At 72.5% G+C, this 24104-nt stretch carries 20 protein-coding genes and 2 tRNA genes; 11 read left to right on the forward strand and 11 right to left on the reverse strand.

The window, feature by feature from the left end:
* Positions 1-1871 (forward strand): SpoIIE family protein phosphatase (locus ABZ885_RS17550; RefSeq protein WP_360188729.1); only part of this gene is annotated, 1871 nt, incomplete at its 5' end.
* A gap of 109 nt (positions 1872-1980) precedes the next feature.
* Here the strand turns inward: ABZ885_RS17550 and ABZ885_RS17555 are convergent.
* Both ABZ885_RS17555 and ABZ885_RS17560 read right to left on the reverse strand, forming a co-directional pair.
* Positions 1981-2673, reverse strand: coding sequence for a hypothetical protein (locus ABZ885_RS17555; RefSeq protein ID WP_360188731.1), 693 nt, complete (start codon positions 2671-2673; stop codon positions 1981-1983).
* A gap of 299 nt (positions 2674-2972) precedes the next feature.
* Positions 2973-4742 (reverse strand): phosphatidylglycerol lysyltransferase domain-containing protein, encoded by a 1770-nt coding sequence (locus ABZ885_RS17560; protein WP_360188772.1) that lies wholly within the window; start codon positions 4740-4742, stop codon positions 2973-2975.
* Between the two features lie 405 nt (positions 4743-5147).
* On the opposite strand from ABZ885_RS17560, the gene ABZ885_RS17565 reads away from it, so the two are divergent.
* Both ABZ885_RS17565 and ABZ885_RS17570 read left to right on the forward strand, forming a co-directional pair.
* Positions 5148-5798: a response regulator transcription factor gene (locus ABZ885_RS17565; RefSeq protein ID WP_360188775.1), complete on the forward strand. Its 651-nt coding sequence runs from the start codon at positions 5148-5150 to the stop codon at positions 5796-5798.
* A complete protein-coding gene (locus ABZ885_RS17570; protein ID WP_360188734.1) occupies positions 5795-6937 on the forward strand; it encodes a histidine kinase in 1143 nt (380 codons plus the stop codon). Before ABZ885_RS17565 ends, ABZ885_RS17570 begins: the two co-directional genes overlap by 4 nt.
* A gap of 137 nt (positions 6938-7074) precedes the next feature.
* On the opposite strand, the gene ABZ885_RS17575 is transcribed toward ABZ885_RS17570, so the two are convergent.
* Positions 7075-7158 (reverse strand) — tRNA-Leu (locus tag ABZ885_RS17575).
* A 414-nt stretch (positions 7159-7572) separates the two neighbouring features.
* Here ABZ885_RS17575 and ABZ885_RS17580 point away from each other — a divergent pair.
* From ABZ885_RS17580 to pknB, 6 genes are all read left to right on the forward strand, one after another.
* Positions 7573-8436 carry a DUF3662 and FHA domain-containing protein gene (locus tag ABZ885_RS17580; protein WP_360188737.1) on the forward strand — a complete coding sequence of 288 codons (864 nt, stop codon included), beginning with the start codon at positions 7573-7575 and terminating at the stop codon, positions 8434-8436.
* 46 nt (positions 8437-8482) lie between these two features.
* Positions 8483-9034, forward strand: coding sequence for an FHA domain-containing protein (locus ABZ885_RS17585; protein ID WP_360188740.1), 552 nt, complete (start codon positions 8483-8485; stop codon positions 9032-9034).
* Between the two features lie 53 nt (positions 9035-9087).
* Positions 9088-10767, forward strand: a complete 1680-nt coding sequence (locus tag ABZ885_RS17590; protein WP_360188743.1) for a protein phosphatase 2C domain-containing protein — start codon at positions 9088-9090, stop codon at positions 10765-10767.
* A 127-nt stretch (positions 10768-10894) separates the two neighbouring features.
* Positions 10895-12364, forward strand: coding sequence for an FtsW/RodA/SpoVE family cell cycle protein (locus ABZ885_RS17595; RefSeq protein ID WP_360188746.1), 1470 nt, complete (start codon positions 10895-10897; stop codon positions 12362-12364).
* Complete coding sequence (locus ABZ885_RS17600; protein WP_360188749.1) at positions 12361-13815, forward strand: penicillin-binding protein 2; 1455 nt, start codon at positions 12361-12363, stop codon at positions 13813-13815. The genes ABZ885_RS17595 and ABZ885_RS17600 overlap by 4 nt, the downstream gene beginning before the upstream one ends.
* A gap of 270 nt (positions 13816-14085) precedes the next feature.
* The gene (gene pknB, locus ABZ885_RS17605) at positions 14086-16212 is read left to right on the forward strand and encodes a Stk1 family PASTA domain-containing Ser/Thr kinase (protein WP_360188752.1); all 2127 of its coding nucleotides are present in this window, start codon (positions 14086-14088) and stop codon (positions 16210-16212) included.
* 183 nt (positions 16213-16395) lie between these two features.
* Here the strand turns inward: pknB and ABZ885_RS17610 are convergent, their stop codons facing one another.
* The 5 genes from ABZ885_RS17610 to ABZ885_RS17630 all read right to left on the reverse strand — a co-directional run bounded on the left by ABZ885_RS17610 (position 16396) and on the right by ABZ885_RS17630 (position 20300).
* Positions 16396-17130, reverse strand: coding sequence for a class E sortase (locus ABZ885_RS17610; RefSeq protein ID WP_360188778.1), 735 nt, complete (start codon positions 17128-17130; stop codon positions 16396-16398).
* A gap of 148 nt (positions 17131-17278) precedes the next feature.
* Entirely contained in the window at positions 17279-18532 is a 1254-nt protein-coding gene (locus ABZ885_RS17615; RefSeq protein WP_360188754.1) for a class E sortase, read from the reverse strand.
* A 5-nt stretch (positions 18533-18537) separates the two neighbouring features.
* Positions 18538-19200 carry an aminodeoxychorismate/anthranilate synthase component II gene (locus ABZ885_RS17620; protein WP_360188757.1) on the reverse strand — a complete coding sequence of 221 codons (663 nt, stop codon included), beginning with the start codon at positions 19198-19200 and terminating at the stop codon, positions 18538-18540.
* Between the two features lie 54 nt (positions 19201-19254).
* Positions 19255-19431 (reverse strand): hypothetical protein, encoded by a 177-nt coding sequence (locus tag ABZ885_RS17625; protein ID WP_360188760.1) that lies wholly within the window; start codon positions 19429-19431, stop codon positions 19255-19257.
* Positions 19432-19544: 113 nt separating this feature from the next.
* Complete coding sequence (locus ABZ885_RS17630) at positions 19545-20300, reverse strand: DUF881 domain-containing protein (protein ID WP_360188781.1); 756 nt, start codon at positions 20298-20300, stop codon at positions 19545-19547.
* A 178-nt stretch (positions 20301-20478) separates the two neighbouring features.
* Between ABZ885_RS17630 and crgA the strand changes: the two genes are divergently transcribed.
* Complete coding sequence (crgA, locus tag ABZ885_RS17635) at positions 20479-20727, forward strand: cell division protein CrgA (protein WP_360188763.1); 249 nt, start codon at positions 20479-20481, stop codon at positions 20725-20727.
* Between the two features lie 348 nt (positions 20728-21075).
* Here crgA and ABZ885_RS17640 read toward each other — a convergent pair whose 3' ends face one another.
* The gene (locus ABZ885_RS17640; protein ID WP_360188766.1) at positions 21076-21981 is read right to left on the reverse strand and encodes a rhomboid family intramembrane serine protease; all 906 of its coding nucleotides are present in this window, start codon (positions 21979-21981) and stop codon (positions 21076-21078) included.
* Between the two features lie 275 nt (positions 21982-22256).
* On the opposite strand from ABZ885_RS17640, the gene ABZ885_RS17645 reads away from it, so the two are divergent.
* A complete protein-coding gene (locus ABZ885_RS17645) occupies positions 22257-23135 on the forward strand; it encodes a DUF5324 family protein (protein WP_360188769.1) in 879 nt (292 codons plus the stop codon).
* Between the two features lie 76 nt (positions 23136-23211).
* Here ABZ885_RS17645 and ABZ885_RS17650 read toward each other — a convergent pair.
* A tRNA-Ala gene (locus ABZ885_RS17650) sits at positions 23212-23284 on the reverse strand.
* 191 nt (positions 23285-23475) lie between these two features.
* Positions 23476-23604, reverse strand: coding sequence for a DLW-39 family protein (locus ABZ885_RS17655; RefSeq protein WP_014137031.1), 129 nt, complete (start codon positions 23602-23604; stop codon positions 23476-23478).
* Positions 23605-24104: the final 500 nt, after the last annotated feature.

Here is a 24104-nt window from a genome sequence, read left to right on the forward strand (position 1 = left end):
CGGTGGGCGGCACCCCGCCGGCCGCCCCGGCCGTCCCGGCCCCGCCCAGAGGAGGCGCCACCATCGAGCAGGCCGCCGTCGAGTCGCCCGCCCACGGCCAGCAGGCCCGCCGGAGCGACGAGGCCCCACCCGCGAGCATCCCCGCCCCGGCCGGAGCGGACGGCGGCCCCCCGCCGGCCGCCCGGTTCGGCCCGTTCCTCACCAACGGCCAGGCCGGCGAGCAGCTGGCCCTGCTGGGCGAGGTCGGCGGCAAGGTCGGCACCACCCTGGACCTCGGCTTCACCGCGCACGAGCTCTGCCAGGTGCTCGTCCCGAGGGTCGCCGACTTCGCCTGCGTCGACCTGGTGGACGGTCTGATCTCCGACTCCGAGCTGCCCGAGGCCCGGCCGGACGACGACACCATGCTCCGCAGGGTCGCCCTGGTCTGCAACGCGTCCACCGGCCAGTGGGACCACGTCCTCGCCGAGGGCTCGCTGGTCGCCATGCCCCGCCGCACCCCGCCCGGCATGGCCCTCCAGCAGAACCAGCCGGTGCTGGTCCCGGTGGTCAGCCCGGACGTCGCCGTCGACTACGCCACCGCGCTCGGCGGCCCCCGGCTCGCCTCCGTGGTCACCGGCCGCTCGATGCTGGTCGTTCCGCTCTCCGCCCGGGGCACCGTGCTCGGCATCCTCAAGCTGCTCCGCCTGCCCGACCGGGCCTCCTTCGACGAGGGCGACGCCGCCACGCTCAAGGAGCTGGCCGCCCGCGCCGCACTCTCGCTGGACAACGCGCGGCTGCACCGCGCCGAGTCCCGGGTCGCCACCACCCTGCAGCGCTCGATGATCCCGACCCGCCCGCCGCAGATCCCCGGCGTCCAGATCGCCCACCGCTACCTGCCCGGCGACTCCAAGGCCGAGGTCGGCGGCGACTGGTTCGACGCGATCCAGCTCCCCGGCAGCCGGGTCGCCCTGGTGGTCGGCGACGTGATGGGCCACGGCTTGCACTCGGCCGCCGCGATGGGCCGCTTCCGCACCGCGATGCAGACCCTCGCCGCCCTCGACCTGCCGCCCGGCCAGCTGCTGCGCCACCTGGACAACCTGGCCCACAAGCTCGGTGACGACCACCTCGCCACCTGCCTGTACGCGGTCTACGACCCGATCAACCGGACCTGCGAGCTGGCCAGCGCCGGCCACGTCCCCCCGGTGCTGGTGCACCCGGACGGCAGCGGCGAGCTGCTGGAGATCCCGGCCGGCGCGCCGATCGGCGTCGGCGGGGTGCCCTTCGTCGCCAAGACCATCGACGTCTCCGACGGCTCGATGCTGGTGCTCTGCACCGACGGCCTGGTCGAGGTCCGGGGCGGTGACATAGGAGCCGGGCTGGCCGCGCTCTGCGGCAACCTGATCGACCCGCGGCAGAGCCCCGAGGAGGCCTGCGACGTGGTGCTGGAGCGGCTGCACTCGGACGACCGCAAGGACGACGTCGCCCTGCTGGTGGCCCGCTTCGACGGCGTCGCGCCGACCGAGGTGGCCACCTGGGACCTCACCGTGGACCACCGCGAGGTCCGCCGGGCCCGCGCCCTGGTCCGCGAGCAGCTGGCCGCCTGGCACCTGGAGGGGCTCGCCGACACCACCGAGCTGCTCGTCAGCGAGCTGGTGACGAACGCCGTCCGGGTCGCCCGGGACCGGGTCCAGCTGCAGCTGATCCGGGTGGACAAGCTGCTGGTCGAGGTCAGCGACGACAACCACAACCTGCCGTCCCTGGAGCCGGCCGAGCAGCTCGGCGAGACCGGCCGCGGGCTGACCCTGGTCACCAAGCTCGCCGAGCACTGGGGCACCGCCCGCAAGGCGGTCGGCAAGGTGGTCTGGTTCGAACTCCCGCTCCCGCCGGGCTAGGAACTCACGCGCGCCCGGTCAGCGGCCCACGCGCCCGGTCAGCGGCTCACGACCGGGCGCGGGCTCCGGCCCGCACCCGGCGGCCGGAGCACCACCGGAAGCATTCCCTTCAGGGGATCGCGGCCCCCGCCGACGCCCGGCGCCGGGCCTCCGCCGCCACCTCGATCGAGGCCGCCGCGGCCACCGAGGCCGCCGCGCCGACCCCGGCCAGCACCCGCGGCCAGAAGTCCCCGAACACCTCCACCGAGACGGCGATCAACAGCGCCGTGAGCACCGCGACGACGTGCTCCAGGCCCGCCAGGTTCGGCAGCACGACCGCCTCGCCGACCATCAGCGCCACCACCAGCCCGGCCGTGAACCAGGCCCGGCAGCGGAACGCGATGCAGATCGCCAGCGCCACCACCGCCGCCGAGGGGCCGGTGTCACGGACGTGCGCCACCCACTTCGGGAAGCCGAACACGTGCTCCGGGCCGATCGCCACGCCCACCCGGGCGAACAGCGTCCCGGCCAGGGTGCAGGCGTAGGCGATCACCAGGGTCAGCCGCCGCCCGAGCACGATCTCGGCGATGGCGAACACCACGAAGACCTGGGCCAGCGCCCCCCAGACCGGGAGGTCCAGGGCCGGCACGTACAGCGACAGCGGCGTCCGCAGCAGCGAGACCTCCAGCGGCAGCGCCGCCTTCACCACCCCGATGTGGGTGACGAAGCGCTCCCCGCCCGGCAGGTGCTGCACGATGCTGAACAGCAGGATCAGTGCGGTCGCCCCGGTGGCGAGCGGAACGGCGGCGAACTTCTTCGCCATCAGCCGCTCCCGGACCCGCCCGAACAGTGTTCCCCACTCGGCGACAGCGGCCGCACCGGCAATAGCCAGCGGCCCCTTTCGCACGCCCCCCGCGTGGGTCCTGTGAATCACAGCCGTCTCTCCAAATCCCCGAAGCCATCCCCGAAGTCGGAACGCCTTCCCGACCACTCCAACATTAGAAGCCGGTTAATGAATCCACATCGGCATAAATGTGGATCGGCATCATCCTCTGGGGGGAGATAAAACCCCGAAACACCCCCATCCGGACGACCGGCCCCCTCCGCCCCCCGGCGGAGGGACTACCCCTTCCCACCCCGCGCCGCCGCCGGCACCCGCGCGGCCGCGGACGCGGCCCCGGCGTGTCGGCGACGGAACAGGGCGGGCAGGCTCGGCGCGGTGATGAAGCCCTCGGCCCGCGCACTGGCGATGCCGATCCGCGGAATCTCGCTGCTCTTCTCGAACAGCAGATAGCGCGGCTCCCAGATCGGCCGGTACTTGGCGTTCGCCCGGTACAGCGATTCGATCTGCCACCACCGCGAGAAGAAGCCCAGCACCGAGCGCCAGAGCCGGAGCACCGGCCCGGCGCCGAGTCGCGAACCGCGCTCGAAAACGGAACGGAACATGGCGAAGTTCAGCGACACCCGGGCCAGTCCGACCTCCTCGGCCCGCTGCAGGAGTTCGATCACCATGAACTCCATCAGCCCGTTCTCGGTGTCCCGGGCCCGGCGCATCAGGTCCAGCGAGAGACCGTCCGCGCCCCACGGCACGAAGCTCAGCAGCGCCTTCAGCTCGCCGTCCCCGTCGTGGCACTCCAGCATCACGCAGCGCCCGTCGCCCGGGTCCCCGAGCCGGCCCAGCGCCATCGAGAAGCCGCGCTCGGTCGCGCCGTCCCGCCACTGGTCGGCCTTGGCCACCAGCTCGGCCATCTCGGACTCCGGGATGGCCTCGTGCCGCCGGATCCGCACGGTGTACCCGGCCCGCTTGACCCGGTTGTACGCCTGCCGCACCACCCGCATCGCCCGGCCGTCCAGCGAGAACTCGTCCAGCTCGACGATCGCCTCGTCACCCAGCTCCAGCGCGTCCAGCCCGTGCCGGGCGTAGATCACCCCGGCCTCCTCGGAGGCGCCCATCACGGCCGGCGCCCAGGCGTGCTCGCGGGCCTCGGACAGCCAGGCGTCGATCGCGCCCGGCCAGGCCTCCGGGTCCCCGATCGGGTCGCCCGAGGCCAGCGAGACACCGCCGACCACCCGGTACGTCACGGCCGCCTTGCCGCTGGGGGAGAAGACCACCGCCTTGTCCCGGCGCAGCGCGAAGTAGCCCAGCGAGTCCCGCTCGCCCTGCTTGTCCAGCAGCCCGCGCAGCTGCGCCTCGTCCTCCGGGGTCAGCAGCTCCTTGTTCCGGGGGCTGCGGAACGCCACGTAGAGCACCAGCAGGAACAGCACCGCGCCCATCGCGTTGATGATGGCGTTCACCCAGGTCGGCGCGGCGATCACCGAGCGCAGGTGCTCGGACGGCGTGATGGTGATCATCCGGCCGACCGAGTAGCGGAAGAGGTCCCAGAAGTCGGCGCCGGTGAGGTCGTTGGTCAGCCAGACCAGGAACGCCCCGACCACGCCGCCGAAGGCCAGGCCGCCGACGAAGGTGGCCGCCGCGGTCTTCGGGTTGGACTCGTCGCCCTTGGAGGTGAACTCCTTCCGGCCGACCAGCAGCGCCAGCACGAACAGGCAGGTCAGCACGGTGGAGACGTAGTTCAGCGGGTGCCGGTTGAAGCCGCCGTCCGGCAGCGCCATGGCGATCAGGTACAGCACCGCGAAGAGCCCGGAGAGCGCGACGTTGAAGATCCACGCGGCCCGCTTGCGCCGCCGCATCGCGATCGCCAGGAAGACCGACAGCACCACGCTGGCGAGGCCGGAGGTCAGCAGGTACGGGGTGAAGTACTCGCCCTCGTTGTGCGTCTCCACCTGGTCCCGGAACGGCGCCAGCAGCACCGTCACCAGGTTCAGCAGGGCCAGCAGCCGCAGGTACCAGACGGTGGCCACGGCGGCCCGCGGCCGCCAGCGGTCACGCATGACAACCGGCCAGGGCGCGGCGGACGGCTCCGACTTCACAGTGGACGACACAGCTCAATTCCAAACGATCAGATGGTGGGGCGCATCCGCACACGGCCCGGCGCCGGGCGCCCGCACGGGCCCGACGGACTGACCAGCGGCCCGGACGCCGCGGCCGGGAACCGGCGAAGGGGCAGCCAACTCCATGGTTCCCCACCCCGGATGAGAATTGCGTGAACCCGGTAGCGGATTCCCACCCCCGCCGAACGGCGGGGGTGCCACCCCGCCACCCGTTCGGCGCCCCGCCCCCGCTGGCCCTAATCTCAAGACGGTTGGAACAGACTGCACCGAGCAGCCTGCGCCCAGCGGACCGGCGGCCCCGGCCGCCCGAACCGAGGAGGGACCATCACCACCACCCGCGTCCTGATCGTGGACGACGAGATCCTGGTCCGTTCCGGGCTCGGCCTCATCGTCGGATCCGCCCCCGATCTGGAGGTGGTCGGCGACTGCTCCGGCGGCCAGGCCGAGCAGTACGTCCAGCGCCTGCGCCCGCACGTGGTGCTGCTCGACATCCGGATGCCCGACCTGGACGGCATCTCGGTGCTGCGCCGGCTGCGCGCCCTGCCCGACCCGCCCGCCGTGGCGATGCTCACCACCTTCGACACCGACGAGTACATCGGCACCGCGCTGCGGGCCGGGGCCTCCGGCTTCCTGCTCAAGGACACCGCCCCCGACCAGCTGGTGCACGCCGTCCGGGTGCTCGCGGCCGGCGGCAACATCCTCTCCCCGACCGTCACCCGCACCGTGATCGGCGGCTACGTCGACGGCGGCGGCCCGGACGCCGAGGCCGCCTCCCTGGCCCGCACCCTCACCGGCCGCGAGCTCGACGTGCTGGCGCTGCTGGGCGAGGGGCTGTCCAACGCCGAGATCGCCGACCGGCTGTTCCTCGGCACCGGCACCGTGAAGGACCACATCAGCGCGATCCTCGGCAAGCTCGGCGCCGCCAACCGCGTCCAGGCCGCCGTCATCGCCCACCGGGCCGGTCTGGTCCGCCCGAAGCCCGGCGACGGGGCATGACCGCCGGCCCACCCTCCGCCAGACGCTGGCCGGCCTGGCTCACCGCGCCCTGGCTGATGCTGCTGACGCCGGCCCTCTACTCCCTGGTGGACGCCGCGCTGGTGGCCCGGGACGCCCCCTGGTGGCAGGTCCTGCTCTCGGTGCTGGCCGCCGTGGTGCTGCTCTGGCGCCGGCGCTTCCCGGTCACCGTGCTGCTGCTGACCATGCCCGGCAGCTACGTCGACGACATCTGGCTCGCCCCGATCACCGCCGTCTACACGGTGGCCGCCGAACGCTCCAGCCCCCGGGTGGTGGTGCCCTGCGCCACCCTCTTCGCTCTGGTCGAGTTCTTCCACTGGCCGCTCTCCGAGCAGTCCTTCACGCTCAGCCGGGACACCGCGCTGTACGCCATCCAGTCCGTGATGCTGGCCGCCGGCCCGGCCGCCACCGGGATGCTCTCCCGGACCCGCCGGGAGCTGGCGGCCCGGCTGGACGAGCTGACCCGCGGCCAGGAGCGGGAGAGCCGGCTGCTCGCCGAGCGGGTGCTGCTCAGCGAGCGCGGCCGGCTGGCCCGGGAGATGCACGACGTGGTCTCGCACCAGGTCAGCCTGATCTCCATCCAGGCGGGCGCGCTCCAGGTCAGCACCGCCGACCCCGCCGCCGTGGCCACCGCCCGGACCATCCGGGAGCTCGCCGTCCGCACCCTCGAGGAGCTGCGGCAGATGGTCGGCGTGCTGCGCGCGGCCGGCTCCCGGCCGGACGCCCCGCTGGCCCCCCAGCCCCGGCTGGCCGACCTGCCCCGGCTGATCGAGGAGAGCGGCCTGGCCGCCGAGGCCGAGCTCGTCCCCGGCGACCGCCCGTGGCCGGAGGCGGTCGAACGGGCGGCCTACCGGACCGTGCAGGAGGCGCTCACCAACATCACCAAGTACGCCCCGGACGCCGCCGTGCACGTGAGGGTCCGGGCCCGGGGCCGCCGGCTGCGGGTCGAGGTGCGCAACGACGCCCCGCCGGTCCGGCCCGCCGAGACCCTGCCGGGCGGCGGCCACGGCCTGGTCGGCCTGCGCGAGCGCGCCCAGCTGCTCGGCGGCAGCCTCCTCGCGGGCCCGACCTCCGACGGCGGCTTCGAGGTGCGCGCCGACCTCCCGGCCGGCCGGAGCTGACCGGCGCGGGCCCCGGGGCGGGTCCCCGGGGCCCGGGGCCTGGAGCCCCGGCGGGAAACCCGGGGCAGGAAACCCGGACCGGGAAACCGGGACAACAAGAAAGCCCCGCAGATCCGAAGATCTGCGGGGCTTCGCTGTGCGCGAGGGGGGAGTTGAACCCCCACGCCCTTTCGGGCACTGGAACCTGAATCCAGCGCGTCTGCCTATTCCGCCACCCGCGCATGGGTGTTTGTCGTGGTTGCCAGCCGATCAGCCGACCCGCTCGGTACCATGTGGTCTTCGCGGCTCTTCGATCCGGCTCCCTTGCGGGCGCCCCTTCCGACGTGGAAAACAGTAGCACGACCGGGGGGCCACCTCCGAATCCGTTTCCCGGGGAGGCCGAGCGCATCCGAACGGATGCCCGGCGAACAGGCGAGCGAGGGATGAGGGCCCGCTCCGGCGGGTAGCCCTGGCGTGCCGCCGCCGCAATGCGTCACCCTGTGTGTCCGGGCCCACCCCCGGGCACCACACGCTCCGGGAACCGTACGGAGGGCCCGGGCGTGGATACGATCAGTACGGAAGTACCGCAAGTAGGCGCGACCGGCTCCCGGGCCCGGTCGGCGGACAGGCGAACGAACCCTGGAAGGGGGTGCCCCATGGGAGTGCTGAAGAAGTTCGAGCAGCGGCTCGAGGGTCTCGTCAACGGCACCTTCGCCAAGGTGTTCAAGTCCGAGGTCCAGCCCGTGGAGATCGCCGGTGCGCTGCAGCGCGAGTGCGACAACAACGCGAGCATCTGGAACCGCGACCGCACCGTCGTGCCCAACGACTTCATCGTCGAGCTGAGCCCGCACGACTACGAGCGCCTGAGCCCCTACTCCGGCCAGCTGGGCAGCGAACTGGCCGGCATGGTCCGCGAGTACGCGGACGCCCAGCGGTACTCCTTCATGGGCCCGCTCCAGGTGAACCTGGAGAAGGCCGACGACCTCGACACCGGCCTGTACCGGGTGCGCAGCCGCACGCTGGCCGCCGACGAGCCGCAGCAGCAGCCCCCGGCGCAGCCCGCCGCGGGCTACGGCCGCCCGCCGGCCGCCCCGGCCCCCGGCGCACCGTGGCAGCAGCCGGGCGCCGCCCCGTACAGCGCGCCCCCGCCGCCGGCCGCACCCCCGACCATGCCCCCGGGTCCGCCCGCGCCGGGCGGCGGCAACGTCCGCCCGTTCCCGGGCGCCGGCCACGGCACGTCCGTCCGGCGCTGGATCGAGGTGAACGGCGCCCGCCACCAGATCACCGGGAACGCCTGCGTGCTCGGCCGCTCCACCGAGGCCGACGTGCGGATCGACGACCCCGGGGTCTCCCGCAAGCACGCCGAGATCCGGCCCGGCACCCCTTCGATGGTGCTCGACCTGGGGTCCACCAACGGCATCGTGGTGGACGGACAGCACACCCAGCGCGCTACGCTCCGCGACGGCTCTCGAATCGTCGTGGGCTCCACCACCATCGTTTACCGACAGGTCGAAGGGTAGTGTCCGGTTTGTTCGCGCGCTTCGCTCACTCACGGGCGGCCCGGTCATGTCTGAACTGACCCTCACGGTCATGCGGCTGGGCTTCCTCGCCGTCTTGTGGCTGTTCGTGATCGTCGCGGTCCAGGTGATCCGCAGCGACCTGTTCGGGACCAGGGTGAACCCCCGTTCCTCCCGTCGGGGCGCCGCCCCGGCAGCCTCGGCCACCGCGGTCACCGCGCCGAACCCCGTCGCCGGCCGCGGCCCGCAGGGCCAGTCCGGCCCCGCCGCCGCGCAGCAGACCCAGGGCGGCGGCCGCCGCCGCGGTGCCCCGACCCAGCTCGTCGTGGTCGCGGGTTCGCTGGCCGGCACCACCGTCGCGCTGCAGGGCCAGACCATCACGCTGGGCCGGGCGCACGACTCCACCATCGTGCTGGACGACGACTACGCGTCCTCCCGGCATGCCAGGATCTATCCGGATCAGACTGGGCAGTGGACGGTCGAGGATCTAGGCTCCACCAACGGCACCTATCTGGACCGGCAGCGCCTGACCGCGCCGACCCCGCTCCAGCCGGGCATGCCGATCCGTATCGGCAGGACCGTCATCGAACTGCGGAAGTAGTAGCGCATGAGGGACAGCATCCCGTCCATGACCCAGAGGGGGGCTCAGGTCGCATGACCCTGGTGCTGCGCTTCGCCGCCGGCTCCCACAAGGGACTGATCCGGGAGGGGAACGAGGACTCCGGCTACGCCGGGCCGCGGCTGCTGGCCGTGGCCGACGGCATGGGCGGCGCCGCGGCCGGTGAGGTCGCGTCCTCCGAGGTGCTCGGCTCGATCGTCCGCCTGGACGAGGACGTGCCCGGCGCCGACCTGCTGACCCTGCTCGGTGACGCCGTCCAGGGCGCCAACGACCGCCTCCGGCAGATGGTCGAGGAGGACCCGCAGCTGGAGGGCATGGGCTGCACCCTCACCGCGATGCTCTGGACCGGGCAGCGGATGGGCCTGGTGCACGTCGGCGACTCGCGCGCCTACCTGCTGCGGGACGGCGCGCTGGTGCAGATCACCCAGGACCACACCTGGGTGCAGCGCCTGGTCGACGAGGGCCGGATCACGCCCGAGGAGGCCGAGACCCACCCGCAGCGCTCGCTGCTGATGCGCGCGCTGGACGGCCGCGGCCAGGTCGAGCCCGACCTGTCGATCCGCGAGGTCCGGGCCGGCGACCGCTACCTGATCTGCTCCGACGGCCTCTCCGGCCCGGTCAGCCACCAGACCCTCCAGGACACCCTCGGGAGCTTCTACGCGCCCGAGCAGACCGTGCAGGAGCTGATCCAGCTCGCGCTGCGCGGCGGCGGTCCGGACAACATCACCTGCATCGTGGCGGACGTCCTGGACGTCGGCGCCACGGACACCATGAGCGGCCAGTTCAACGACGTCCCGGTGGTGGTCGGCGCGGTCGCCGAGACCCCGCCGTCCTCGGCCGCCGCCGACCGGTCGATCGCCGACACCCCGGCCGGCCGGGCGGCCGGCCTCGGACGCTCCCCGCAGGGCGCCTTCGGCCCCGCCGAGGGCTACGACGGCGGCTACGGCGCCGCCCCGGCGGGCTTCGGCCCGGCCGAGGGCTACGGGTACGGCGCGGCCGAGCCCGCGGCCTACGGCACCGAGGAGCCCGACGAGGAGCAGGCGCCCAAGCGCAAGGGCAAGGCGCTCAAGTTCTCGCTGGTCACCCTGGTCACCCTCGGCCTGCTCGGCGGCGCCGGGTTCTTCGGCTACCAGTGGACCCAGGGCCAGTACTACGTCGGCGTGGACGGCGACCACGTCGCGGTCTACCAGGGCCTGAACCAGAGCCTGGCCGGCCTGAGCCTGTCCTCGGTGCACACCTCGTACAAGGACGTCGAACTCAAGTACCTGCCGCAGGACCAGCGCACGCACGTGACCAACACCATCTCGGCGACCAGCTTCGGCGACGCCGACGCCACGGTGAAGAAGCTGGCCGAGCAGGCCCAGTTCTGCCACCGCGTCGCCGACGCCCGGGCCACCGCGGCCAACCCGTCGGCCAACCAGCCCGCCGGCACCCCGGCGACCGGACAGCCGACCGCCGGACAGCCCACCGCCGCCGCGGTGGCGCACGCCGGGTTCCGGACCGCCACCTCGCCCAGCCCGTCCGCGACGGGCCGGGCCCCGGCGGCGGCCGCGCCCAGCGCGACCGCGACCCCCGGCACGGCGACCCCGACCCCGGCACCGAGCTCGGCGGCTCCCAGCCAGAGTGCCGCCGCCCCGGCCGCCGGGCCGCAGGGCGACCTGCCCGGCTTCACCGACGAGGAGCGGCAGAAGGCCGACTCCTGCCCGAAGCCGTGACGGGTGTGACCCGACATAGGCCCGCCCGGTGCGGGCGGCCGTCAGGGAGCGGCCACGACGTGAGCGAGCGAACCATCAAGAGGCGCGTACGGGCGAATGCCCCTGCCGAGCGGAGCAAGGCGGGCGCATGAGCACCTTCGACCTGAGCAACGGCGCGAACCCCCGGTCCGGGAACGTGCCGGCCGACCGCGCCTCGTCCCGGCGCCGGGGCAACACCACCATCTCCCCCCAGGGCACGCCGAACCGGCGCAACACCGAGCTGGCCATGCTGGCCTTCGCGGTGGTGCTGCCGGTGCTGGCGTACGCCAACGTGGGCCTGGCGATGGACGACTCGCTGCCCGCCGGCATGCTCGGCTACGGCCTCGGCATGGGCGCGCTCGCCCTGGTCGCGCACCTGCTGATGCGCCGCTTCGCGCCGTACGCGGACCCGCTGATGCTGCCGATCGCCACCCTGCTCAACGGGCTCGGCGTGGTGATGATCTGGCGGCTCGACAAGGCCGGGAAGCTGCTGCACAACAACTACCCCGCGGCCGCCAACCAGCTGATGTGGTCGGGCCTCGGGGTGGCCTTCTTCATCTTCGTGATGATCTTCCTGAAGGACCACCGGGTCCTCCAGCGCTACACCTACATCTCGATGGCGGCGGCCCTGGTGCTGCTCGCGGCGCCGGCCTTCTTCCCGGCCCGCAAGGAGGACTTCGGCGCCAAGATCTGGATCCGGATGGGCGCCTTCTCGATCCAGCCCGGTGAGTTCGCCAAGATCATCCTGACCGTCTTCTTCGCCGGCTACCTGATGGTCAAGCGCGACGCCCTGGCGCTGGCCAGCCGCCGCTTCATGGGCCTCTACCTGCCGCGCGGCCGCGACCTCGGGCCGATCATCGTGATCTGGCTGCTCAGCCTGCTGATCCTGATCTTCGAGAACGACCTCGGCTCGTCCTTCCTGTACTTCGGCCTGTTCGTGGTGATGCTCTACGTCGCCACCGAGCGGACCAGCTGGATCGTGTTCGGCCTGCTGATGTCGGTCGGCGGCGCGGTCGCGGTGGCCTCCACCGCCAGCCACGTCAAGGTCCGCATCGACGCCTGGCTCGACCCGATGGCCGCCTTCGGGCCCAAGCCGCCACCCGGCTCGACCGAACAGATCGGCCAGTCGCTGATGGCGCTGGGATCCGGCGGGGTGACCGGCTCCGGTCTCGGCCAGGGCCGCTCCTGGCTGATCGACTTCGCCGCCAAGAGCGACTTCATCCTCGGCTCGTTCGGCGAGGAGCTCGGGCTCACCGGCCTGATGGCGATCTTCATGCTCTACGCCCTGCTGGTCCAGCGCGGCCTGCGCACCGCCGTCGCCGCCCGCGACCCGTTCGGCAAGCTGTTCGCCGTCGGCCTCTCCTCGGCGATGGCCCTGCAGGTCTTCGTGGTGGCCGGCGGTGTCACCGGTCTGATCCCGCTGACCGGTATGACCATGCCGTTCCTCGCCCAGGGCGGGTCCTCGGTGGTCGCCAACTGGGCCCTGGTCGCGATCCTGCTGAAGATCAGCGACAGCGCCCGACGTCCCGGGGTGGAGCCCACCCCCACGCCCGAGGTCCAGGGAGTACCCGTCTCGTGAACAAGCCGATCCGCCGGGTCTCGATCTTCTGCCTCGTCCTGATCCTCGCCCTGATGGTGCGCACCAACTGGGTCCAGGGCGTCCAGGCCGAGGCCTGGGCGACCAACAAGAACAACAAGCGCCAGGACTTCGACCGGTACGCCCACCCGCGCGGCAACATCATCGTCGGCGGCCAGCCGGTCACCTCGTCCGAGTTCGTCAACGGCCTGCGCTACAAGTACAAGCGCACCTGGATCGACGGCCCGATGTACGCGCCGGTCACCGGCTACACCTCGGCCTTCCAGAGCACCGGGCTGGAGAACCTGGAGGACGGCATCCTCTCCGGCAGCGACGACCGGCTGTTCTTCCGCAACACGCTGGACATGCTGACCGGGGAGCAGAAGAAGGGCGGCGACGTCGTCACGACGATCAACGCCAAGGCGCAGAAGGCCGCCTTCGACGGCCTGGGCAACAAGAAGGGCGCGGTGGTCGCGCTCGACCCGCGCACCGGCGCGATCCTGGCCCTGGTCTCCACCCCCTCGTACGACCCGAGCACCTTCTCCGGCTTCGAGAAGTCCGACGGCGAGGCCTGGAACAACCTCAACGCCGACACGAACAAGCCGCTGCTCAACCGCGCGCTGCGCGAGACGTACCCGCCCGGCTCGACGTTCAAGCTGGTCACCGCCGCCGCGGCGTTCGAGAACGGCGTCTTCCAGGGCGTCGACGACGTGACCCAGACGCCGAACCCGTACCTGCTGCCGGGCACCAAGACCGAGCTGAAGAACGAGAGCGACAAAGAGCCCTGCGAGAACGCCACGCTCAAGGTCGGCATGGACTGGTCCTGCAACACCGTCTTCGGCAAGATCGGCGCCGAGCTGGGCAGGGACAAGCTGCGGGCGCAGGCCGAGAAGTTCGGCTTCAACAGCACGGTGGACACCCCGGTCCGCTCCGAGAAGAGCATCTACCCGACCGGCTCCACCCCGGACGGCACGGCGATGGACGCGATCGGCCAGCACGACACCCGGGCCACCCCGCTGCAGATGGCCATGGTCTCGGCCGCCATCGCCAACAACGGCTCGCTGATGCAGCCGTACCTGGTCGACCAGGAGCGCTCGGCCACGCTGACCACCATCTCCAAGCACACCGAGAAGCAGTTCTCGCAGCCGATCAGCCCGGCCACCGCGCAGAAGCTGCAGGACATGATGGTCTCGGTGGTCGAGAACGGCACCGGCAAGAACGCCAAGATCCCCGGCCTGACGGTCGGCGGCAAGACCGGCACCGCCCAGCACGGCGAGGACAACGCCGGCCTGCCGTTCGCCTGGTTCACCTCCTACGCCAAGACCCCCGACGGCCAGTCGGTCGCGGTGGCGGTCGTGGTCGAGGACGGCTCCAACAACCGTGACGGCATCAGCGGCGGCCGGCTGGCCGCGCCGATCGCCAAGGCGGTGATGCAGGCCGCCCTCGGCAAGTAGGAGCAAGTAGGAGGCAGCGCCACGGGTGAGGGAAATGTCACGATCGGCACCCCCGTCCGGATACCGGTCTGATATCGGCCGACCGCCGACGCCGGTCCGGCGCGGTGCGACCGGTAGCGTATCCGCAGCAGCGGGTGTGCCCGTTGCCGCCCGCGAGGCGTTGCAGGGTCCTGATCGCAGAACCACCCGGGGCCGGGCCGGCGTCACTCAGAGCGTGCGGGGACACCTACGTCACAACCTCACCGGCGGGTGAGGGAGAGGGTCGGAACTATGGAAGAGCCTCGTCGCCTAGGCGGCAGGTACGAGCTCGGCGGCGTCCTCGGACGCGGCGGCATGGCCGAGGTGTACCTCGCCCATGACACCCGGCTCGGCCGTTCCGTCGCAGTGAAGACGCTCCGGGCCGACATGGCCCGCGATCCGTCCTTCCAGGCCCGCTTCCGCCGTGAGGCACAGTCCGCGGCGTCGCTGAACCACCCCGCCATCGTCGCCGTGTACGACACCGGCGAGGACTACATCGACGGCATCTCCATCCCGTACATCGTGATGGAGTACGTCGAGGGGTCCACCCTGCGCGAGCTGCTGCACTCCGGGCGCCGGCTGCTGCCCGAGCGCGCGCTGGAGATGACGATCGGCATCCTGCAGGCCCTGGAGTACTCGCACCGGGCCGGCATCGTGCACCGCGACATCAAGCCCGCCAACGTCATGCTGACCCGGCAGGGCAACGTCAAGGTCATGGACTTCGGCATCGCCCGGGCGATGGGCGACGCCGGGATGACCATGACGCAGACCTCCGCCGTCATCGGCACCGCCCAGTACCTCTCCCCCGAGCAGGCCAAGGGCGAGCAGGTCGACGCGCGCTCCGACCTCTACTCCACCGGCTGCCTGCTGTACGAGCTGCTGACCGTCCGCCCGCCGTTCATCGGCGACTCGCCGGTCGCGGTGGCGTACCAGCACGTCCGGGAGGAGGCGCAGCCGCCGTCCGCCTTCGATCCCGAGGTCCGCCCCGAGATCGACGCGATCGTGCTGAAGGCGCTCGCCAAGGAGCGCGACTACCGGTACCAGAGCGCCGACGAGATGCGCGACGACATCGAGCGCTTCCTCGACGGCCTCCCGGTGGCCGCCGCCCAGCAGGCCGCCGCGTACGGCATGGGCGGCGCGGCCGGGTACGGCTACGACCAGAACGGCTACCCGCAGAGCGACCCGTACGGCCAGACCAACGTGCTGCCGCAGCAGCCCGGCGGCGGCCCCACCACGGTGCTGCCGCAGGCGGGCGGCCAGGCCGGCTACGGCCAGCAGCCCGGCTACCAGGACGACGGCTACGGGCAGACCTACGCCGGCGGCCCGGGCGGCGGCAACGACGACGGGTACGGCCGCGGCGGCCGGCGCGGCGAGGAGCCGCCGAAGAAGAGCAACACCTCCTGGATCGTGCTGGCGGTCGCCGCCGTGCTGGTCCTGGTCGGCACCTTCTTCGTCGCCCAGGCGATGTTCAGCGACAAGAGCGACGACAAGAAGGACGGCTCCAAGGTCAGCGCGCCGAACCTGGTGGGCAAGACCCTGGCCGAGGCCAAGGCCGCCGCCCAGCAGGCCGGTTCCAAGCTCGTGGTGACCGAGGGCGAGAAGGTCGCCTGCCCGGACGCCAACGTGAAGAAGGACCAGGTCTGCACCCAGAACCCGGCGGCCAGCAGCCCGGTCGCCGAGGCGGGCACGATCACGGTGCAGCTCTCCTCCGGCCCGGCCAAGGCGAGCGTGCCGAAGGTGACCGGCATGACCAAGGAACAGGCCATGAAGGCCCTGGCCGACGCCGGCTTCACCAACATCGCGACGCCCGAGTACAAGGACGACGACACCGCCCCGCTGGAGCAGGTCCTCACCCAGGACCCGGCGGCCGGTGCGGGCGCCGACCCGACCGCGCCGATCAAGCTCACCATCTCGCAGGGCAAGGCCAAGCTCACCGTGCCCAGCGTGGTCGGCCAGCAGAAGGAGGCGGCACAGCAGACGCTGGAGGGTGCCGGCTTCCAGGTCGACGCCTCGAAGACCACGCCGACCAACGATCCCTCCAAGATCAACACGGTTGCCTCGCAGCAGCCGGCGAACGGCAAGGTCCCGGCCAACACGAAGATCGTCCTGACCATCTACAAGGCGCCGGACAAGGCCACCGTCCCGCCGCTGCAGAACGTCAAGCTGCAGGATGCGATCACCACGCTGCAGAAGGCCGGTCTCGGGTACTCCGTCGTGCTGGGCCCGCAGGACCCGAACGCGGTCGTGGTCTCCTCGAACCCCGCCGCCGGCGTCCAGGTGGACCCGAACACCTCCGTCGGCCTGATCACCCGCCCGGCCGATCCGGTGAAAGGGGACACCCCCAACCCCTCACCCTCCAACACCAAAGGGAACAACTAGCCCCCCGTGGTTCCCGTTCCTCCGCGGAACGGGGACCGGGGGCTGACGCCCCGGACAGCCCGAGGGCCCGTCGCCACCACGGCGACGGGCCCTCGGGCGTTTCCGTCCGGCCCCGTGCGGTGCAGTACGGCCCCGCGTGGCGCAGGACGGACCCGGACGGTGCAGGACGGTGCAGGGCCGCCGTCAGTGCCGCAGCTCGGGCGGCGGGGTGCGCTTCGCGTCCACGTCGTCCACCCGGACCAGGCTGCCCCAGACGGCCATCCGGTAGCGCGAGGTGTACACCGGGGTGCAGGTGGTCAGCGTGATGTAGCGGCCGGGGGCCTCGTAGCCGGACCCCTTGGGGACGGGCGCGACGATGCCGGTGTCGTACTTGGACGTCTCCGGCAGGGTGTTGTCGACCTGGTAGACGTACCACTTGTCCTTGGTCTCGACCACGATCGCGTCGCCCTTGCGGACCGCGTCCAGGTCGTGGAACTTCGCCCCGTGGCCGTCCCGGTGGGCGGCCAGCGCGAAGTTGCCGGCCGCGTCCCAGGGCATCGCCGCCCGGTACGGCTGCTCGTACACCCCGGCGACGCCCTCGGCCAGGGTGGCGCTGTCGGTGCCCATCCGGATCAGCACCTGGTAGTCCTTGCCCATCGCCGGGACGTGCAGGAAGCCGACGCCGTCCCCCGCGCCGTAGGCCGGCCCGGGCGTGCCGGGCGTGCCGGGCGTGCCGGGGGAGGCCGTGGCCCCGGGCGCGGAGGGCGGGGGAGCGGCGGCGGTGGGGCCGGCCGCCCAGGCGCTGCGCAGGTCGTCGGCGGCCTGCGCGGCGGACGCGTCCGCCTGCACGTTGGTCCACCAGAGCGAGTACGCGACGAACAGGCCGAGCAGCACGCCCAGCGTGATCAGCAGCTCGCCGAGGACGCCCAGGGCGGCCAGCGCGCGGGCCCTCCCCCGACGGGCGGGCGGCGGGGGAGCGGAGGGGGCCTCCTCGGCCGCCGGTTCCGCCGTCTCGTCCTGGGTCGTCACTCTGCTCCCCCTCGTACCTGTCCACCGGTGCGACGGCCGTCCGCCGCACCCGCCCCGGCTAGCCGGTGAGTCCGGCCGGCTTGCCCTGGCTGCGCGGCCGTTCCTCGGTCATCTTGCCAAAGAGGATCAGCCGGGCCTTGGAGCTGAACTCCGGGGTGCAGGTGGTCAGGGTGATGTACCGGCCGGCCTGGCTGAACCCGGAGCCGTTGGGCACCGGCTTGATCACGCTCACGTTCGACGGCGGGGTCTCCGGGATGCCGCCGGTGATCTCGTAGGTGTAGTAGGCGGTCGCCGTCTCCACCACGATCTTGTCGCCCTTGGTGAGCTGGTTGATGTGCCGGAACGGCTCGCCGTGGGTGTTGCGGTGCGCGGCCAGCGCGAAGTTGCCCGTCTTGTCGGCCGGCATCCCGGTGCCGGTGTAGTGGCCGACCAGGCCCTTGTCGAGCACCGCCGACTTGGAGGTGCCCTCGGCGATCGGGAACTTCAGGCCCAGCTTCGGCAGATAGATGATCGCGAAGCCCTTGCCGGGCTCGAAGGTCTCGGGTTTGGCCGGATCCGGCGCCGGCTGTCCGGGGGCGCCGGGGGCCGCCTGCCCGGAGTCGAACTGCTGCTCCAGCTGGTTGCGGGCGCCGTTGGCGGCCGCGTCGGCCTGCACGTTGGTCCACCAGAGCTGGTACGAGACGAAGAGCAGCATCACCAGGCCGAGGGTGATGCACAGCTCGCCGACGAAGCGGGCGGCCACCACGCCCACCGACTCCTTCGGACGCGGCGCTCCCCCGCCGGCGCGTGCGCCCGCCCGGCGGCGCCCGCCGCCCGAGCGCACCGACATCCGGCCCTGGGCGGCGCGCCGCCGCTCGGCCCGGCCGCCGGTGGGCGGCTGGTCCGCGCCGGCGGCAGGCGGCGGCAGGCGCAGCTGGAGGGTCTGGTCGGCCAGCCAGGGGTACTCGGGCCGCCCGGGGCCGTCGTCGGCGCCGTCCGGGCCGTCCTGCCGGGACTGGGAAGGGTGCTGGGGCTGCTGGGCCTGCTCGTAGACGCCCCAGCCGTCCTCGGCCCCGCCCTGGGCCGGGAGCGGCTGTGTCCGGTACTGCTCGTGGGGCTGCTGGTACGGGCCCTCCAGGGGGGACCCGTACGGCCCGCCCTGGCCCTGACCCTGGTCCTGGAGCTGGCCCTGCACGTGGACTTGGCCCTGGCCCTGGCCCTGGCCCTGGGCGTAGCCGTACTGGCCGCCCCCGGACGGGAGGCCGCCGTACTGGCCGCCCTGCTGCGGGCCGCCGCCCGCCTGGTAACGCCCCTCCGGACGCACCGCGGTCACGCCGCTCAGCCCCGGCCGATCACCGGGGCGAGCCCGGCCGAACGGCCGACGGCCTGCGGATCACCGCACTCGGCCAGCCAGTTGGCGAGCATCCGGTGCCCGCCCTCGGTGAGCACCGACTCCGGGTGGAACTGCACGCCCTCGACCGGCAGTTCGCGGTGGCGCAGGCCCATGATGACGCCGCTCCCGGTCCGCGCGGTGACCACCAACTCTTCCGGCACGGTGGCCGGTTCGACCGCCAGCGAGTGGTACCGGGTGGCGGTGAGCGGCGAGGGGAGGCCCTCGAAGACGCCGCCGTCCTCGTGCTCGACCAGCGAGGTCTTGCCGTGCAGCAGCTCCGGCGCCCGGCCGACCACGGCGCCGTACGCGACCGCGATGGACTGCAGGCCCAGGCAGACGCCGAACACCGGCAGCCCGATCCCCGCGCAGTGGTGCACCATCTCGATGCAGACCCCGGCCTCCTCCGGCGCACCGGGCCCGGGGGAGAGCAGCACCCCGTCGAAGCCGTTCTCGCCGTCGCGGCGCACCGCGTGGTCGACCGTCACCTCGTCGTTGCGCACCACCTCGCAGGTGGCACCGAGCTGGTAGAGGTACTGGACCAGGTTGAAGACGAAGCTGTCGTAGTTGTCGACGACCAGGATGCGGGGCGGGGTCGGCTGAGTGGTCATTCGCGTGCTGTCTCCGTGGGATGCGGGGGCTGGAGGGAAGAACGGGGCCGCCGGTCAGCCGGCTGCGCCGTCGCCGCCGTCCACTGTGACGTCACCGAAGGGGAGCAGCGGTTCCGCCCACGGGAAGACGTACGTGAAGAGGAGGTAGACCAGCCCCAGGACGAGGAGCAGCGAGATGATGGCCCGGACCAGGGTGTTCCCCGGCAGATGACGCCAGATCCAGCCGTACATGGTGCTCCCTCGACGCAACGGACTGGGGTCAAGAGTAGACCCGTGATCCAGTCCCGCGGGGCGCGCTTCCCCCCACCGGGCGTCCGCCCGTTCCCGACCGGCCCGCGCCGGTGCTACTGGCCGCCGGCCGAGCGCAGGTCGACGGTGCCGGAGTAGCCGGGCAGGCCGAGGTCGCCGCTCTCCTGGACCTTCCAGCCCAGCCCGTACGCCTGTACGTACTGCAGGTAGTTGCGGATGGTCGGGTCCGCCTCGACCGCCGACCGGAGCGCGTCGGTCTTCCCGACGGCCTTGACCACGTAGGGCGGGGAGTAGACCCGCCCCTGGAGCAGCAGGGTGTTGCCGACGCAGCGGACGGCGCTGGTGGCGACCAGCCGCTGGTCCATCACCTGGACGCCCTCGGCGCCGCCGCGCCACAGCGCGTTGACCACCGCCTGGATGTCCTGCTGGTGGATGACCAGGTCGTTGACGCCGGGCTCGGGCACGCCGGGGATGCGCGCGGTGGCGTTCGGCGGGGCGTCGTTCAGGGTGACGGTGAGACCGGGGCCCTGCAGCGGCTCCAGTGCGGCGGACTGCTGCAGCGAGTCCAGCCGGGCGGCGTCGGCCGGGTTCCCGCCCTGCTGCTCGGTGAGCTCCTGCGAGCGGTCCTGGAGATCGGCGAGCTGCGCCTGGGACTGCTGGTTCTGCGAGCTGCGCTGGCGTATCACGTCACTGAGGCTGAGCAGCGAGTTGTCGGTGCGCAGGTCGGTCCCGCGGGCGGTCTGCGCGCTGATGTAGAAGAGCAGTCCGGCGAGCGCGAAGACCGCGCAGGTCAGGGCACGGCCGACAATTCGGGTGCCGGAGGCACGGGTATGCGGAGGCCGAGGGGGAATCGACAAATTAGTCACCGTACCCTTATCTCCTTAAGACCCGCCGAGCCACTACGCTAACGGACGCCGGTGGCATGTGCGGGGGCGGTCCCCAGAGCGTTCTCCACAACCGCCGCTGCCGGCCGCCCCGCCCCGCTGAACCCCTGCGCGGTCTCACAGCGCATCGACAGGAGAGCTCCTCGTGCCGAAGTCTCGACTCCGCAAGAAGTCCGATTACACCCCGCCGACCACGGCCACGGTGAAGATCAGCTCGGGCCGCGGCTGGGTCGCACCGCTGATGCTGGCCCTGTTCCTGATCGGGCTGGTGTGGATCGTCACCTACTACGTGACCAGCGGCAGCTGGCCGGTCGAGAGCTGGCACAACTGGAACATCCTGGTGGGCTTCGGCTTCATCGCGGCGGGGTTCGGCGTCTCCACCCAGTGGAAGTGACGCCGGGGCTCCGACCCTAGGCAGCATCCGGCCGCCCCGGGAGGTTCTCCCGGGGCGGCGCTGCGGTGTGCCCGGACGCCGGCCCGGGGCACCGCTCCGGACTTCCACGGTCCGGTTATCCCGCTTATCGCGCTTATCCACATGGTTATCCACACTGGGGAAAAGTCCCGCCGCCCTGTGGATAACTCGCGCCCGGCGACCTTTCCACACCCTCGTCCGTGGTCCCCCGAATGCCGGATCCACACAGCGGGACACGCGTAGAACGGCTCTCCACAGCCCACTCCCCCAACTGGCTGTGCACTACTCCCCACCCGCTGTGGACAAACGTCCGGACACCGGCCGGGTGCGTCACCCGCCGTACCAGGCCGTCCCGACCAGGACCATCAGCAGCACCACACCCGCCATCCCGGCCACCGTCAGCACCTGGACGGCCACCCGGTGCTCCCGCGGCGCGTACATCAGCCCGACCGCGGTCAGCGCCCCGGCGACCAGACCGCCGAGGTGCGCCCGCCAGTCGATGTTGGGCACCGAGAACGTGATCACCAGGTTGAAGACCAGCAGGGCGATCACGGGCGCCAACGGCGTCCGTGTCCGCCGGTACATCACCAGGGTGGCGCCGAGCAGGCCGAAGAGGGCGCCGGAGGCCCCCAGGGACTGCAGGAAGTCGCCCGCCACCAGGAAGGCGAACGCGCTGCCGGCCAGCCCCGAGAGCAGGTAGAGCGCCAGGAAGCGGAGCCGGCCGAGGGCCTGCTCCAGGGCGGGTCCGATCACCCAGAGCATCACCATGTTGGTGAGGATGTGCCAGGGCTGGACGTGCAGGAAGGTGGCCGTCAGCAGCCGGTACCACTGGTCCGGCCCCTCGGCGACCCCGACCGGGAAGCCGGTGAACTGCGTCCCGACGCTGAACAGCGAGAGGTCCCCGGCCAGCCACGGCTTCAGCACGTAGGCGGCGAGGACGAAGACCACCAGGTTGATCGCGACCAGCACCTTGGTGACCAGCGCGCCGTCCGCGGTCAGCTGCCCGCCGAACCGGGTGGTCGCCTGCCGCACCTCCCGGCCGCCGCCGCGGACGCAGTCCGGGCAGTGGAAGCCCACCGAGGCGCTCACCATGCAGTCCGGGCAGACCGGCCGGCCGCACCGGGAGCACCCGATGCCGGTCTCCCGCTCGGGGTGGCGGTAGCAGCGCGCCGGTCCGGCCGCGCCGGCGGGCTCCGGGTTCCGGTCCGTCGGCGGCCTCGGCTCGTCCGGAAGCATCAGCGGTTTCCCCTTCTCGCACGCCTGCTACGCGACCCCGGAGACCCCGCCGAACGGGTACCACCGGGATCGCCAGCGTACTGCGGCGCAATCCCCGGCGGGCGATCCCCGGCGGCCCTCCTCACGCCGCCTCCCCCGGCCCCACCCCCACTCCCGCCCGCGCGCGCAGCGCCCCGCGTACGGCCCACCCCGGCGTGCCAGCGGACAAATATGGATGCATGATCAGCATTCAGGTGGATATGTGCATAAAGGACGCCACCCAGGAGGAGAGACTCGTGACCCGTTTGGACTCAGCTCGTGAGACGGCCGGCAAGACCCGGGACACCCTCGCGCCCTACGCCGCCACCGCCAAGGAAACCGTGGTGCACTTCGCGGACGGCGCCAAGCAGCGGCTGGGCCCGGCCGTGGACGCCATCGGGCCGAAGGCCGCCCACGCCGCCCACAGCGCCCGCGTCCAGTACGACAAGCGCATCGCCCCGCAGCTCGGTCACGCCTTCGCCAGCCTCCCGCCCGAGGCCCAGCAGAACGCGCTCAAGGCCCTGCACCGCGCCCAGGAGGCCGCACTGGCGGCCCGGATCTCCGCCACCCGCGCCGCCGACCAGGCCCGCACCACGGTCGGCCCGAAGGTCGCCTACGCGGTCGGCGAGGCCCGCGCCGTCGTCGTCCCGGTCGCGCAGGAGGCCCAGACCCGCGGTGCCGCCGCGCTGACCGCCCTGCAGGGCAACGTGACCTCCGCCGAGATCAGCGAGCTGGCCGCGCGGAACGTCAGGAAGCAGCACCGCAACGCCTGGGCGACCGGCCTCGCGGTGGCCGGTGCCGTCGCGATCGGCAGCGGCGTCGTGGCCTGGCAGTGGTGGCGGCACCACAGCAACCCGGAGTGGCTGGTCGAGCCCCCGGCCGACACCCCGCCCGCCGCCGAGGCCCGGCGCACCGGCTCCCACGCCGCGAGCAGCCCGGCCGAGGCCCAGACCGACTCCCCGCCCGCCACGCCGCTGAACGGGTCCGGCGCGGGCTCCGCGGCCGGCGAAGGCCCCGAGGCCGCCGAGCCCCGCTCCGAGGCCGGTACCGCCGCCCCCAAGCCGGGCCCGCCGCCCGGCAAGCCCGCCCCCGGCGACGACCGCCCGAAGCCGCACGACCCGCGCAAGCCGCACTGACCCGGCCCGCACCCCCGCGAACGCCGATCGGCCGCTGACCCGGATTCAGGTCAGCGGCCGATCGGCACTGCGACTGTGGAGCTTAGGAGACTCGAACTCCTGACATCTGCCTTGCAAAGGCAGCGCTCTACCAACTGAGCTAAAGCCCCTCGACGGCACTGCGCGCACCGCCGGGCACTAGCGTACCGGGTTCCGGCGCGAATCCCACGCCCGTCCCGGAACCTCCCTCTCCGGAAGGTCCTCGGAATCCGGCCGGCCCGGTCACCCGACCGGGCCGGCCGGCCCGGGAGGCGCCGTGCGGCGCCTCCGAAGATCGTCGATCGTCAGATCGTCCGTGGCCTCAGCGACCGGCCGGAACCGGGTCGGTGGCCTCGGTCCACAGGTCCTGCTCGGCGCGGTCCGCCTGGACCTGACGGTAGACAAAGAAGCCGCCGAGGGCGACCAGGGCGACCAGGAGAAGCTTCTTCACCGCGGGACCTCGTCCTTCTTGCGTAGCGGACTCAACAGCCGTGCTCCGGCCGGACGGCCGGGCCGACGAGTCCATGACTTTGTTACGAGCACGAACGGGCGGCCGGGTGCCAGACTGCCCTTGCGGCCGATGATACACACCGGTGTCCCAATCGTGACCAGCCGCCGCTGCCTCCCAACCGACCGGTCCGGCCGGAGGATTGACGCCGCACCTTCTGTCGTACGGTCGGCCTGCCCGGACCGGCCCCGGAGCCGCCGGACACTCCCCGGCCGCGGGCCGCCGGGACCGCCCTTGGCAGCGCCCGCCGCGAGGTCGCCGACCCCTGCTCCGCACGTGCCCACCGGTACGACGCCCGGCCCGGCCACGCGGTTCCCCCCGCGGCCGCGGCGCCCGTCGCGGAAACGCCGAAGGGCCCGGAGCGAGATCGCTCCGGGCCCTTCGCGGTGGTGGGCCTAACAGGACTTGAACCTGTGGCCTCTTCCTTATCAGGGAAGCGCTCT

The sequence above is a fragment of the Kitasatospora sp. NPDC047058 genome (assembly GCF_040643935.1).
Taxonomy (GTDB): domain Bacteria; phylum Actinomycetota; class Actinomycetes; order Streptomycetales; family Streptomycetaceae; genus Kitasatospora.

Coding starts and splice junctions, on each gene's coding strand:
- ABZ885_RS17640 (WP_360188766.1), bottom strand. CDS start 21,981: ATGCTTCCGGACGAGCCGAGGCCGCCGACGGACCGGAACCCGGAGCCC.
- ABZ885_RS17580 (WP_360188737.1), top strand. CDS start 7,573: ATGGGAGTGCTGAAGAAGTTCGAGCAGCGGCTCGAGGGTCTCGTCAAC.
- pknB (WP_360188752.1), top strand. CDS start 14,086: ATGGAAGAGCCTCGTCGCCTAGGCGGCAGGTACGAGCTCGGCGGCGTC.
- ABZ885_RS17590 (WP_360188743.1), top strand. CDS start 9,088: ATGACCCTGGTGCTGCGCTTCGCCGCCGGCTCCCACAAGGGACTGATC.
- ABZ885_RS17620 (WP_360188757.1), bottom strand. CDS start 19,200: ATGACCACTCAGCCGACCCCGCCCCGCATCCTGGTCGTCGACAACTAC.
- ABZ885_RS17560 (WP_360188772.1), bottom strand. CDS start 4,742: ATGCGTGACCGCTGGCGGCCGCGGGCCGCCGTGGCCACCGTCTGGTAC.
- ABZ885_RS17570 (WP_360188734.1), top strand. CDS start 5,795: ATGACCGCCGGCCCACCCTCCGCCAGACGCTGGCCGGCCTGGCTCACC.
- ABZ885_RS17595 (WP_360188746.1), top strand. CDS start 10,895: ATGAGCACCTTCGACCTGAGCAACGGCGCGAACCCCCGGTCCGGGAAC.
- ABZ885_RS17555 (WP_360188731.1), bottom strand. CDS start 2,673: ATGGCGAAGAAGTTCGCCGCCGTTCCGCTCGCCACCGGGGCGACCGCA.
- ABZ885_RS17585 (WP_360188740.1), top strand. CDS start 8,483: ATGTCTGAACTGACCCTCACGGTCATGCGGCTGGGCTTCCTCGCCGTC.
- ABZ885_RS17625 (WP_360188760.1), bottom strand. CDS start 19,431: ATGTACGGCTGGATCTGGCGTCATCTGCCGGGGAACACCCTGGTCCGG.